The sequence below is a fragment of the Gemmatimonadota bacterium genome (genome assembly GCA_016714015.1).
GTDB lineage: Bacteria > Gemmatimonadota > Gemmatimonadetes > Gemmatimonadales > Gemmatimonadaceae > Pseudogemmatithrix.
Genome location: JADJNZ010000004.1, coordinates 495,045 through 506,706, shown reverse-complemented (window position 1 = coordinate 506,706; position 11,662 = coordinate 495,045). Strand labels below are relative to the sequence as shown.

12 protein-coding genes and 2 tRNA genes are annotated in these 11,662 nt (G+C 70.1%); 2 read left to right on the top strand and 12 right to left on the bottom strand.

Annotation, left to right across the window (positions count from 1 at the left end):
* Window positions 1-4: 4 nt before the first annotated feature.
* Window positions 5-640 (bottom strand): SMC-Scp complex subunit ScpB, encoded by a 636-nt coding sequence (scpB, locus tag IPJ78_09440; protein ID MBK7906777.1) that lies wholly within the window; start codon window positions 638-640, stop codon window positions 5-7.
* On the bottom strand, window positions 615-1,358 hold the full coding sequence (locus IPJ78_09435) for a segregation/condensation protein A (GenBank protein MBK7906776.1): 744 nt from the start codon (window positions 1,356-1,358) through the stop codon (window positions 615-617). Before IPJ78_09435 ends, scpB begins: the two co-directional genes overlap by 26 nt.
* A 219-nt stretch (window positions 1,359-1,577) precedes the next feature.
* Here IPJ78_09435 and IPJ78_09430 point away from each other — a divergent pair, with 219 nt between their 5' ends.
* Window positions 1,578-1,811, top strand: coding sequence for a 30S ribosomal protein S20 (locus IPJ78_09430; GenBank protein ID MBK7906775.1), 234 nt, complete (start codon window positions 1,578-1,580; stop codon window positions 1,809-1,811).
* 100 nt (window positions 1,812-1,911) lie between these two features.
* On the opposite strand, the gene IPJ78_09425 is transcribed toward IPJ78_09430, so the two are convergent.
* The 7 genes from IPJ78_09425 to IPJ78_09395 all read right to left on the bottom strand — a co-directional run bounded on the left by IPJ78_09425 (window position 1,912) and on the right by IPJ78_09395 (window position 6,554).
* Entirely contained in the window at window positions 1,912-3,054 is a 1,143-nt protein-coding gene (locus tag IPJ78_09425) for a hypothetical protein (protein MBK7906774.1), read from the bottom strand.
* A gap of 38 nt (window positions 3,055-3,092) precedes the next feature.
* Window positions 3,093-4,391, bottom strand: coding sequence for a dihydroorotase (locus IPJ78_09420; protein MBK7906773.1), 1,299 nt, complete (start codon window positions 4,389-4,391; stop codon window positions 3,093-3,095).
* Window positions 4,391-5,344, bottom strand: a complete 954-nt coding sequence (locus IPJ78_09415; protein ID MBK7906772.1) for an aspartate carbamoyltransferase catalytic subunit — start codon at window positions 5,342-5,344, stop codon at window positions 4,391-4,393. The genes IPJ78_09420 and IPJ78_09415 overlap by 1 nt, the downstream gene beginning before the upstream one ends.
* A complete protein-coding gene (gene pyrR, locus IPJ78_09410; protein ID MBK7906771.1) occupies window positions 5,341-5,901 on the bottom strand; it encodes a bifunctional pyr operon transcriptional regulator/uracil phosphoribosyltransferase PyrR in 561 nt (186 codons plus the stop codon). The genes IPJ78_09415 and pyrR overlap by 4 nt, the downstream gene beginning before the upstream one ends.
* A gap of 67 nt (window positions 5,902-5,968) precedes the next feature.
* Complete coding sequence (locus IPJ78_09405; protein ID MBK7906770.1) at window positions 5,969-6,145, bottom strand: hypothetical protein; 177 nt, start codon at window positions 6,143-6,145, stop codon at window positions 5,969-5,971.
* A 159-nt stretch (window positions 6,146-6,304) separates the two neighbouring features.
* Window positions 6,305-6,392 (bottom strand) — tRNA-Ser (locus IPJ78_09400).
* 75 nt (window positions 6,393-6,467) lie between these two features.
* Window positions 6,468-6,554: transfer RNA gene (locus tag IPJ78_09395), tRNA-Ser, on the bottom strand.
* A gap of 101 nt (window positions 6,555-6,655) precedes the next feature.
* Here IPJ78_09395 and IPJ78_09390 point away from each other — a divergent pair.
* Window positions 6,656-7,435 carry a methyltransferase domain-containing protein gene (locus IPJ78_09390; GenBank protein ID MBK7906769.1) on the top strand — a complete coding sequence of 260 codons (780 nt, stop codon included), beginning with the start codon at window positions 6,656-6,658 and terminating at the stop codon, window positions 7,433-7,435.
* Between the two features lie 44 nt (window positions 7,436-7,479).
* On the opposite strand, the gene tadA is transcribed toward IPJ78_09390, so the two are convergent.
* From tadA to clpB, 3 genes are read right to left on the bottom strand one after another with little or no spacing between them, the layout of a single operon-like run.
* Window positions 7,480-7,962, bottom strand: coding sequence for a tRNA adenosine(34) deaminase TadA (gene tadA / locus IPJ78_09385; protein ID MBK7906768.1), 483 nt, complete (start codon window positions 7,960-7,962; stop codon window positions 7,480-7,482).
* The gene (locus IPJ78_09380) at window positions 7,959-8,900 is read right to left on the bottom strand and encodes a hypothetical protein (GenBank protein ID MBK7906767.1); all 942 of its coding nucleotides are present in this window, start codon (window positions 8,898-8,900) and stop codon (window positions 7,959-7,961) included. The genes tadA and IPJ78_09380 overlap by 4 nt, the downstream gene beginning before the upstream one ends.
* Window positions 8,897-11,482, bottom strand: coding sequence for an ATP-dependent chaperone ClpB (gene clpB, locus IPJ78_09375; GenBank protein MBK7906766.1), 2,586 nt, complete (start codon window positions 11,480-11,482; stop codon window positions 8,897-8,899). Before clpB ends, IPJ78_09380 begins: the two co-directional genes overlap by 4 nt.
* Window positions 11,483-11,662 lie beyond the last annotated feature (180 nt).

The following is an 11,662-nucleotide window of genomic DNA, read 5'->3' as shown; positions in this document are numbered from 1 at the left end:
TCGGTCACTCGGCCCCCGCGGCCTCAGCCTCCACGACCGCCTCGACCAGCACTTCCACGATGGACGCCTCCGCGGGCGGCTCGACCGCGGCCGGCGCCGGTTCCTCGTACCCCGGCTTCCGAAGCGCGATCGCGAGCTCGTCGACGCGCGGCAGCTCCTCGAGATGGCGCAATCCGAACTGCTCGAGGAACGATCCCGTCGTCCCGTAGAGCAGCGGCCGGCCGAGCCCTTCGGCGCGACCCACGACATCGATGAGCCCGCGTTCGTGGAGCGACTTGATGACCGCTCCCACGTCGACGCCGCGGATCTCGGCGACCTCGGCGCGACCGATCGGCTGCCGATACGCGATGATCGCGAGCGTCTCGAGGGCGGCCGCTGAGAGTCGCTGCGGCCGCGCCGCCATCTGGGCGCGCTCGATCGCTTCCGTGTACTCGGGGCGCGTCAGGATCTGCCACCCGCCACCCATGTCGACGAGGGCCACGCCGTGCCCGTCGACGTCGTAGTGCTCCCGGAGTTCGTCGAGCGCGGACTGCACCGCGGCGGGTGAGGACTCCGGGTCGAGCGCCGCGAGCTCCTCGGTCGGGATGGGACGAGGGCTCGCGAAGAGCGCGGCCTCAAGCAGCTTCGCCAGCGAGTTCACGGCGGATCTCCACGTCCGCGAACGGACGCAATTGGGTCAGGTGGAGCTCGCTGCGCTTCGCGAGCTCGAGCAGGGCGAGGAGGCCCGAGAGGACCTCCCAGGGTTCGGCATCGGTGCGGACGACATCACGCCAGCGGGCGTTGGCGCGCAACTGGAGCACCGCGCGGACGGTGGTCATGGCACCGTCGACGTCGAGCGCGCGCGGGATGACCTCGTGGACCGTCGGCTTGCGGGACGCGCGCAGCACGCGATCGACAGCGACGAGCAGATCCGTGAGGGCCAGCGCGAGGGGTGCCGGCGGCGGGGCGGCCGCCTGCTGGAGGAAGGAGCGGCCGAAGCGATTGCGACGGTCCTCACCGAGCTTCTCGAGGACGTCCACGACCTCGCGCATCTGCTGGTACTCGAGGAGCCGACGCACGAGTTCGGCACGCGGATCCTCCCAGCCTTCCACGCCTTCCTTCCGCGGCAGCAGCATCTGCGCCTTGATCCGGATGAGGCGCGCGGCCATCTCGAGGTACTCGGCCGCCTCGTTGAGCTTCAGTTCCCCCATGCGCGCAAGGAACTGCTCGCAGATGCGCGCGACGGGGATGTCGTAGATGTCGACCTGCTCATCGCGGATGAGCGCGAGGAGGAGGTCGAGCGGGCCGTTGAATCCGGCGATGTCGACGACGAACGCGGCGTCGGTCGGCTGGGGCTCGACCGCGGTCACGAGGACCACGCCGGGCGACAGGGGGAGGCGGCGAACAGGGGGCAAGCGCGGCGCGGCTGGAAGTGAGGCCCGTCACGGGCAGTCGGGCCGTAAAGTAGACCCCGTGCGCGCGGGAGTCAAAGCACGGCGCTCACTTGACTTACGCCCCTTCCCTCCCTAGGCTTCCCGTGCTACGGGTGCCGCATGCGTTCGCAGGGCGCCCGGGACCACCCTTAGGAGAATCAGTCAGTGCCGAGAATCGCGTCCGCGAAGAAGAACATGCGCAAGACCAAGACGGCGACCGCGCGCAACCGGTCGCAGCGCGCTGCGCTCCGGACCGCGCTGAAGACCGCGAAGGAGGGGGCGTCGTCCCCCGCCGAGAAGCTCAAGGCGACGCAGCTGCTCGACCGCGCCGCGCGGAAGGGGCTGATCCATCGCAACGCCGCGGCCCGCCAGAAGTCGAAGCTCGCCAAGGCGAAGTAGCCGGTCAACGCAAAAGGCCGCGCCCTGCCGGGCGCGGCCTTTTGCATTTCCAGAGGTCCGAGTTCGGACGGCAGTAGGCAGGCGCCGGGAGCCCGCGCGGCTATAGCGCCGCCAGCTCCCCGCCGCAACGCTCGCAATACCACTCGGTCGGATAGTTCAGCGTGCCGCACTCCTGGCACTTGAGCGTCTTGATGGCCTGCGACGTGCGAGGCGTGGGGCGGCCGAGCGGGCCCGATGAGGTCTCGTCGCCATCCGGCGCGGGCCGGGTGGTCGACGTCGAACGGGCGGGCGGCGTCACCGGGGGGGCGGCCGGGGTCGGGGTCGGCATGGCGCGTGAGGCGCCGCTCGGGCGCGGCGCGGTCACCGGGGCCGGATCATCCGCCTTCACCGGCGTGGAGGCGCGACCGACGACGGAGTTCAGGAACGCCAGTTCGTCGAATGACGGACCACCCGACATCGGCGCGGGCGCCGGCGGCGGCACGATCGCGGCAGGGGCGGCGACCGGTTCCGGAGCAGCGACCGGCGGCACCGCGGGCGCGGCAGGCGACGGCGTCGACGATCGGGGAGCGATCGGCGTGGCCGCGGGAACCGGCGCGGCGGGCGGCGCGGCGGGAGCCGTGGCGACCGGTTGACCAATCGGGGTCTGGCGGACGGGCGGCGGCGGCGCGGACGGCGCCTCCGCAATGCCCCGCGGCGTGGGAAAGGATACGCGCGGTGCCTGCACCGGCGCGACTTCAGGGATCGGTTCGGGCGCGGGGGAAGCCGCCGCCGCGACCGCGGGGACCGGCACCTCGGCAGGCGCCGCAGCGCCGCGAGCCTCGGTCAGCAACGACCGCGTCCGCTCGAACGCCGCGACCTTGGTCTCCCGTTCCCTCTCGATCTTCGCGATGCTCTCGTTGAGCGTCGCGAGCTTCTTGCCCCAGTCCGCGGGGTCGTACTCCCCGACCTCCGCGCGCAACTCACCCTCGATCCGCTCCTCCGTCACGAGCGCGAGCTTGGCCTCGATCTCGGCGACCGCGGCCTCGTCGGCCTTGAGTCCCTCGCTGAGCGACTCCGCCTCCATCGACGCGCGGACCTGAAGGTCCGTCAGCTTGGTCAGGTACTCGTCGCGCAGCCGATTGAAGACGTGCGCGGGCGTGCTCGCGCGCCGATCCTCGAGCTTCGCGAGGTAGCTCTCGTGCTTGCGCTTCTCGGCCATGATGGCTTCGAGCGTATCGATCCGCGAGGTGTCAGGCTTCGCCATCGGGTTCCCTTGTCACTGATGGGGCGACCGGAGAATGGTCACCCGTCCAGATCGTAGACGATTCGACCACCCACGATGGTACGGAGGGCGCGTCCGCGCAAAGTCCGGCCGCCGTACGGCGTGTTCCGCCCCTTCGACTTGAACTGCGTCGGATCCACCGTCCACGCGCGCGAGGGATCGAAGACGGTCACGTCCGCGAGACTGCCCTTCGCGAGCGTCCCACCCGGCAGGTGGAACACCTTCGCCGGGCGGCAGGCCATGCGATCGACCAGTTGCGGGAGCGTCAGGATCCCCGGCTCGAGGAGCCACGTGACGTTCACGCCGAGTGCGGTCTCGAGGCCGACGATGCCGTTGGGGGCATCGGCGAACTCGCGCTCCTTCTCGTCATAGTGGTGCGGGGCGTGGTCGGTCACGAGGAGGTCGATCGTCCCGTCCTTGAGTCCCTGCTGCAGCGCCTCGACGTCCCGCTGGGTCCGGAGCGGCGGGTTCATCTTGGCGTTGGTGTTGTACCCCTCGACCGCCTCGTGGGTCAGCGAGATGTGGTGGGAGCAGACCTCGGCGGTGACGTTGACCCCCTGATCCTTGCCCCAGCGCACGAGATCCACCGATCCCTTGGTGCTCAGGTGGCACAGGTGGATATGCCCGCCCGTGAGCTTCGCCAGCAGGATGCAACGGATGACGTCGATCTCCTCTGCCTCGCCGGGGATGCCCTTGAGCCCGAGGCGGGCGGAGATCGCCCCCTCGTGCATCGAGCCACCGTGCGCGAGGGCCATCACCTCGCAGTGCTCGACGACAGGGATGCCGAAGGTCTGCGCATACTCGAGCGCCGTGCGCATGAGATGCGAGTTCTCGACGGGCTTGCCGTCGTCGGAGACGGCGACGGCGCCGGCCGCGACCATCTCGCCGAACTCCGCGAGGGTCTCGCCCTGCTGGCCGACGGAGATGGCGCCGTACGGGTAGACCCGCGCGAAGCCGGCGGCCTCGCCCTGCCGCTTCACGAAGCCGACCGTCGCCTGGTTGTCGGTGACGGGCTTCGTGTTCGGCATCGCGGCGACGGCGGTGAAGCCGCCCGCGACGGCGGAGTGCGCGCCGGTCGCGACGGTCTCGACATCCTCGCGACCGGGCTCCCGCAGGTGCACGTGCACGTCGATCATGCCGGGCGCGACGACCTGTCCCGTGCAGTCGAGACGGCGCACGCCGTCAGGGCCGGCGATGGTGCCGCCGACCGCGGCGACCTTGCCATCGACGAGGAGGAGGTCACCGACCGCGTCCATCCCCTGCGAGGGATCGACGATCCGGCCACCGGTGAGCAGGAGCGGCGTCGGCTGCGCGGGCATCAGGCACCACCCTTGGCGACGTCGGCGAGTGCCGCCTTGTTGCCGGCGAGGAGATAGAGGACGGCCATGCGCACGGCGACGCCGTTGGTGACTTGGTGCAGGATCACGGAATGCGGTCCATCGGCCACGTCGGAGTCGATCTCGACGCCGCGGTTCATGGGGCCGGGGTGCAGGATGAGGAGGTCGCGCGGCGCCTTCTCCAACCGCGCACGCGAGACGCCGAAGACGCGGTTGTACTCGCGCAACGACGGGATGTAGCCGAGCTGCATGCGTTCGAGCTGGAGCCGGAGGACGTTGAGGGCGTCGGCCCACTCGATGGCGGCCTCGACGCGGTCGAAGACCTGGACCCCGAGCTCCGCGATGCCGGCGGGGAGCAGCGAACGCGGTCCGCAGACCGCGACCTCTGCCCCCATCGCCTTGAGGCCCCAGATGTTGGAGCGTGCGACCCGCGAGTGCAACACGTCCCCGACGATGCACACGCGTTTGCCCTCCAGGGAGCCCAGCTTGTCGCGCAGCGTGAGCAGGTCGAGCAACCCCTGGGTGGGATGCTCATGCGTGCCGTCACCGGCGTTGATGACGTTCGACTCGATCCGCTCCGCGAGGAAGCGTGCCGCCCCGGAGCCCGGGTGGCGCACGACGACCATGTCGATGCGCATCGCCTCGAGGTTCCGCGCGGTGTCGACGAGGGTCTCGCCCTTGGAGATGCTCGAGGCCGAGGCGGCGATGTTGACCGTGTCGGCGGACATCCGCTTCTCGGCGAACTCGAACGAGATGCGCGTTCGCGTGGAGGCCTCATAGAAGAGATTCACCACGGTCATGCCTCGGAGCGTCGGGACCTTCTTGATCGCCCGCTCGGAGATCTCCTTCAACGGCTCGGCGACATCGAGGATGGTGGTGATCTGCTCCCGGGTCATCCCCGCGAGGCCCAGCAGGTCCTTGCCGAGCCCGTTCACGACGCGCCGCCTCCGCCGCTGCCACCCAGCACGACGACCTCGTCCCGGTCATCGAGCGTGGGCACGAAGACGTCGACGCGTCCGCCCGGATGCACGTCGACCTTCTTGCCGACGACATCGGGCTGGATGGGCAGCTCTCGCCCGCCGCGATCGACGAGGACGGCGAGCATGATCCGCGCCGGGCGGCCGAAATCGGCGAGCTCGTCGAGCGCGGCGCGGATGGTGCGCCCGGTGAACAGCACGTCATCGACGATCACGACGATCTTGTCGTCGAGCGGGACCGGGAGATGGGTCTTGCCGACCACCGGCCGCGGGCCGACGGTCTGCAGGTCGTCGCGGTAGAGCGTGATGTCGAGCGCGCCGCGCGGGATGTCGTGCCCCTCGCGCTCGCGGATGACGTCGGCGAGTCGGTCGGCGATCTGGACGCCGCGTCGCTGGATACCGACGAGCACGAGACGCTCGGTGCCATCATTGAGTTCGAGGATCTCGTCCGCCATGCGGGAGATCGTTCGCGCGACGGCGCGCGCGTTCAGGACCACGGTAGGTGTTTCGCTCATGCCGCCTCAAATATGCGGCAACGGCACCGTCCGCGGGAGCCGAACGGCTCCGCGGATCCGCTTCGGCTCAGGCGGCGTGCGAGGTCCGCGTGTCCGTCGGGCGTCGTGCGAGGTACACCTTCTCCCGGCCAGGACCGAGGATCTCGGCCGCGACGGGGCGGGAGATCACGCCGATCACACGGCCCTCGTCGTCGAGGACCTGGACCTGGCGGGGATCGCTGTTGCGCTGCACGTGGGGTTCCATGAACGGGGCTCCGTGGGGCTTCACACTCTTGGACACCGGGGGCGGCGTCAGGGTTCGCTGAACACTCTCGCCGGCCTGTCTCGGACCGGTCACGAGCGGGCCAAGAATGCGGAACGGCAGGCCCCGAGTGCGGGGGCCTGCCGTTTCGTACGACGGGAGCGGACGGGGTGGGATTCGAACCCACGGTACGCTATTAACGTACACACACTTTCCAGGCGTGCGCCTTAAACCACTCGGCCACCCGTCCCGGGGAGTTCCGGAGCGCGCGAGGCGCCCCTCCAAACGACGACGCGCCGGCATGGCCAGCGCGTCGGGTGCTGCACGGACAGAGTGAGATTCGAACTCACGATACCGTTGCCGGTATGCCGGTTTTCGAGACCGGTGCCTTCAACCACTCGGCCATCTGTCCTAGGGAGAGAGGGGAATTTAGAAGGCGGAGGGGAGGGGGTCAACGGGGCGCGATGGGCAATTTCGCGGGAACCGCGAGGTCGCGCACGGCTTTCGTGACGCATGCCGACTGCCCGCACCCGCCGCCACCTCCGCTTCGCGCCGACGCGCGCATCCCTGCCCGCGCCGTCCATCGTGGCGGGCCTCGCGGTGATGCTGGCGATCGGGAACCCGGCCACGGTGCGCGCGCAGGGCGCGGATGCGTATCCCCTCCCCAACCGTCCCGTCTCCGCGATCGTCGCGCCGCGATGGATCGCGGAGGACCGGCGCGACGCGTTCGGCGAGGCCGAGCGCGCGATGACGCTGCTGAGCATCGGCCGCGGGATGCGCGTGGCGGACATCGGCGCGGGGGACGGCTACTACGTGGCGCGGCTGGCCGAGCGCGTCGGCCCCGAGGGGCTCGTGCTCGGAGAGGACATCGAGCCGCGCTATCTCGCCCTGCTCCGCGAGCGGGTCGAGACGGCAGGATGGACCAATGTCCGGGTCATCGAAGGCGCGGCAGACGATCCGGTGATCTCGCCCGGCAGCATCGACGTTGCCCTCATGATCCACATGTACCATGAGATCACGTCGCCCTTCGCGTTGCTGCACCGGCTGGCGCCGGCATTCCGCGCCGGCGGACGTCTGGCGGTGCTCGACGTGGACGGCCCCACCGATCGGCACAGGACGCCGCCGCGACTCCTCGTGTGCGAACTGGGGGCACTCGGGTACGCTCGAGTGCGCCGGGAGGCGATGGCGGACGGCGCGTATCTCATGATCTTCCGGGCGCCCACCGCCGCGGAGCGGCCGACGTCGGTCGCTGACGTACGCGCGCGCGTCGCTGCCGCGAACTGCCGCGCCTGACGCCCTAGGCATCGAGTGCGGTGGGGGCTCGCCGCAGGCCTGCCCTACCGGCGCTCGCGGAAGAAGGCCTTGAGGAGTGCGGCGCACTCCTCCTCGCGGACCCCGCCCTGCACCTCGGAGCGATGATTGAGGCGCGGGTGCCGGAGGATGTCGCCCACCGAGCCCGCCATGCCGGCCTTCTCGTCCCACGCGCCGAACACCACCCGTCCGACGCGCGCGAGCACGATCGCGCCGGCGCACATCGCGCAGGGCTCCAGCGTGACGTAGAGGGTGGCCGTGGTGAGCCGCGTGTCGCCGACCGCGTAGGCGGCCGCCTTGAGCACGCGCAGTTCCGCGTGCTGCGTCGCGTCCTTCCCGCCCACCATCGCGTTCCCGCCACGCGCGACGACGTTGCCGTTGTGCACCACGACGGCGCCGACCGGGACCTCCCCTGCCTTGCCCGCGCGCTCCGCCTCGGTGATCGCCTCCTGCATCCAGAAGGCATCCTCCTCGGCGCGGGTCGCGAACGTCACCGGTCCTGTCCTCATGGGGGGCTCCAGCCGTAGTGATCCGCAAGATACTGCAGCAGCACGGTGACGAAGACGTCGGCGAATGCCGCGCGGGCCGCCTCCGAGTCGCGGATCCCGGCATAGTGCGCCTCGAGCTGGACCGCGTCCACCGCGCCGATGCCGCCGAGCGACCCGTGGCGATCGGTGTTGTATCCGCCATCGAAGTACGCTTCCCCGACCAGCGGGGAAGGTGCGGCCGCGGACGGTACGGCAGGGACACCAACGGCGCTGAAGCGGGTACCGAGCGATCGCGCGCCGCGGAGCAGCGCCACGCCTGCGTCGCCGGAGACCGCGTCGACGTCGAGCCGCGCGATGCTGCTCGCCACGAGCATCGGCGCGAGCTGCGGATCCGGGAGTCGGAGCGTGCTCGCCGTGAGCCGATAGCCGAGTTCCAGCCGCTGCATCGCGTGGGCATGCCCATGGAGGTCGACCAGGAGGGCGCGCGGGTGCACGCGGGTCGCGCGTGCTTTGGCGCTGTCGATTCGGGTGTGGAACAGGTTCCAGAGCGGCGTGAGCGGCGCATAACCGTCCGTCGCCTCGGCGAGGTCGCGATTGGCGTCGAACTTCAGCCGGCTCAGCAGGTTGGCGACGACGAACGGGCGCACGCCAGCGCGTTGCTGGAACGCATCAGCGATCGCGAGGGCGAGGAGCCGGGTGTTGGCGTCGTTCACCGTCACGCACGCTGGGCAGTCGCGGTCCGGCAACTCCGCCGGCGCGAGCGTCCCGCCGTGCGGCGCAACGAGGACCAACGGCATGTTCCCGTCCTGCGCGGAGACCCAGGGCACGACATCATGGACGGGAGTCGGGGCAGGTCCGGGAGGCACCAGGCCCGGCGTCCCGTCGCCGGCGCAGGCGACGGCGCCGAGGATCGCGAGGACCCCCGGCGCCCGACGCCTCCACGCCGCGCGGAACGTCACGCCGTCGCGAACTCGATGCGATCTCCGTCGGCCTTCGCGACGATGTGATCCCCGTCCTTGAACCGCCCCTCGAGGAGCGCGAGCGCAAGGGGGTTCTGCAACAGCCGCTGGATCGCGCGCTTGAGCGGACGTGCGCCGAACGCGGGCTCGTAGCCCTCGGCCGCGAGGATCGCTCGCGCCTCGTCGCTGAGCGTGAGCGTGATCTTGCGGTCGGCGAGGAGGCGGTCGAGCCGCGTGAGCTGGAGGTCGACGATATGACTGATCTGTTCCTCGGCGAGCGGTCGGAAGATGACGATGTCGTCGACGCGATTGAGGAACTCGGGCTTGAAGTGCTGCCGCAGCGCCGCGCTCACCTGCGTCTCGACCAGGGGCCAGTCACGCGTCCCCTGCTCGAGGATCCAGGTCGACCCGATGTTCGAGGTCATGATGATGACCGCGTTGCGGAAGTCGACGGTCCGGCCTTGTGAATCCGTGAGCCGCCCTTCGTCGAGGATCTGGAGCAGGATGTTGAAGACGTCGGCATGCGCCTTCTCGATCTCGTCGAAGAGGACCACGCTGTACGGCCGGCGCCGGATGGCCTCCGTCAGTTGCCCACCCTCCTCGAAACCGACATATCCGGGCGGCGCGCCGATCAACCGCGCGACGGCGTGCTTCTCCATGTACTCGGACATGTCGATGCGCACCATCGCCTGCTCGTCGTCGAACAGGAAATGTGCCAAGGCGCGCGCCGTCTCGGTCTTGCCCACGCCGGTGGGGCCGAGGAAGATGAACGAACCGATGGGACGGTTCGGGTCCTGCAGCCCGGCGCGCGACCGTCGGACGGCGTTCGCCACCGCGGTGACGGCTTCGGTCTGGCCGATGACCCGCTTCGCAAGCTCCTGGTCGAGCTTCGCGAGGCGCTCGCGCTCCGACTCGAGCATCCGCGTGACCGGGATGCCGGTCCACTTCGCCACGATCTCGGCGATGTCGTCGGCGGTGACCTCCTCCTTCAGGAACTGCGCGCCGCCGGTCTTCTGCGCCGTGAGCTGCTCCTCCACCTGCTTCAGCTCGGCCTCGAGCTTGGGGACGGTACCGTACTGGATCTCGGCGGCCTTGCCGAGGTCGCCGGCACGGGTCGCCCGGTCGGCCTCGATGCGCGCCTCCTCGATGCGCGTCTTGAGCTTGCCGACGTTGCCGAGGGCGTTCTTCTCGTTCTGCCACTGCGCCTTCATCCCGCCCGACCGTTCGCGCAGGGCGGCGAGCTCCTGCTCGATGGTCGTCCGGCGCTCGACCGTCGCGGGATCACGCTCCTTCGCGAGCGCCTGCCGCTCGATCTCGAGCTGGACGACACGGCGCTCGACCTCGTCGATCTCCTGCGGGAGGGAGTCGATCTCGATACGGAGCCGCGACGCGGCCTCGTCCATGAGGTCGATCGCCTTGTCGGGCAGGAAGCGGTCGCCGATGTAGCGGTTGGAGAGCATCGCGGCGGCGACGACCGCGCCATCGGTGATGCGCACGCCGTGATGCGACTCGTACCGTTCCTTGAGGCCGCGCAGGATGGCGATGGTGTTCTCGACGGTCGGTTCGCCGACGAACACCGGCTGGAAGCGGCGCTCGAGGGCGGGGTCCTTCTCGACATGCTTGCGGTACTCGTCGAGCGTCGTCGCGCCGACCACCCGCAGCTCGCCGCGCGCGAGCATTGGCTTGAGCATGTTGCCCGCATCCATCGACCCCTCGGCCTTCCCCGCCCCGACGAGCGTGTGCAGCTCATCGATGAACATGACGAACTGGCCGTCGCTGGAGGTGACCTCCTTGAGCACGGCCTTCAGCCGCTCCTCGAACTCACCGCGGAACTTCGCGCCCGCGATGAGCGCCCCGAGGTCGAGCGAGACGAGGCGCTTGTTGCGCAGCGACTCGGGCACGTCGCCGTTGACGATGCGCTGGGCCAGCCCCTCGGCGATCGCGGTCTTGCCCACGCCGGGTTCGCCGATGAGGACCGGATTGTTCTTGGTACGGCGCGAGAGCACCTGCACCACGCGGCGGATCTCCTCGTCGCGGCCGATGACCGGGTCGAGCTTCCCCTTGCGCGCGTCCTCGGTGAGATCGCGCGTGAACTTCTGCAACGCCTGATACTGGTTCTCCGGCGTCTGGTCGGTGACGCGATGGGCGCCGCGCACGGCCTCGAGCGCCTCGAGGAGTCCCTTCCGCGTCACCCGCTGTGCCTTGAGCAGGTTCGCCGTCTCGGCCCCCTTCACGTCGGAGAGGGCGAGGAGCAGGTGCTCGGTGCTGACGTACTCGTCACCGAGGTTCTTGGCGTCCTTCTCCGCCTGGTCGAGGACCGCGCTCAGCTCGCGCGAGAGGTTGGGCTGCGCGTCGCTCTGCTTGGGATAGCGCGCGATCTCGCGCGTGAGCGCCTCGTTGAGCGCGGGGATACCGACCCCGAGCTTCTGGAGGATGGGGACGACGATGCCCTCCGTCTGCGCGAGGAGCGCCGCAAGGAGGTGCGTGTCGTGCGCCAGCGGATTCCCGTTCCGGCGCGCGTGGCCGATCGCGTCGGTCAGGGCCTCTTGGCTCTTCACGGTCAGACGGTCGGGGGACAGCATGGGGGGTGAGGCTGGAGGATGAAGGGAGCGCTGCCTGCGGCGAGACGCGGATCGTGCGGGATTCCGGGGGCGGAGCTTCGTTCCCTACCCTCCCGATGCAATCGTCAGACCCGGTCGCCTACGCCGATTCGGCCGGATGGGTGTCGGGTCTGGCATCCCGTCCCGCCGAATCGCCGGAGA

What these genes read in the sequence shown, in the direction of transcription:
- IPJ78_09420 (MBK7906773.1), bottom strand. Translation starts at nt 4,391, where the DNA reads ATGCCCGCGCAGCCGACGCCGCTCCTGCTCACCGGTGGCCGGATCGTC.
- pyrR (MBK7906771.1), bottom strand. Translation starts at nt 5,901, where the DNA reads ATGAGCGAAACACCTACCGTGGTCCTGAACGCGCGCGCCGTCGCGCGA.
- clpB (MBK7906766.1), bottom strand. Translation starts at nt 11,482, where the DNA reads ATGCTGTCCCCCGACCGTCTGACCGTGAAGAGCCAAGAGGCCCTGACC.
- tadA (MBK7906768.1), bottom strand. Translation starts at nt 7,962, where the DNA reads ATGAGGACAGGACCGGTGACGTTCGCGACCCGCGCCGAGGAGGATGCC.
- IPJ78_09390 (MBK7906769.1), top strand. Translation starts at nt 6,656, where the DNA reads ATGCCGACTGCCCGCACCCGCCGCCACCTCCGCTTCGCGCCGACGCGC.
- IPJ78_09425 (MBK7906774.1), bottom strand. Translation starts at nt 3,054, where the DNA reads ATGGCGAAGCCTGACACCTCGCGGATCGATACGCTCGAAGCCATCATG.
- IPJ78_09405 (MBK7906770.1), bottom strand. Translation starts at nt 6,145, where the DNA reads ATGGAACCCCACGTGCAGCGCAACAGCGATCCCCGCCAGGTCCAGGTC.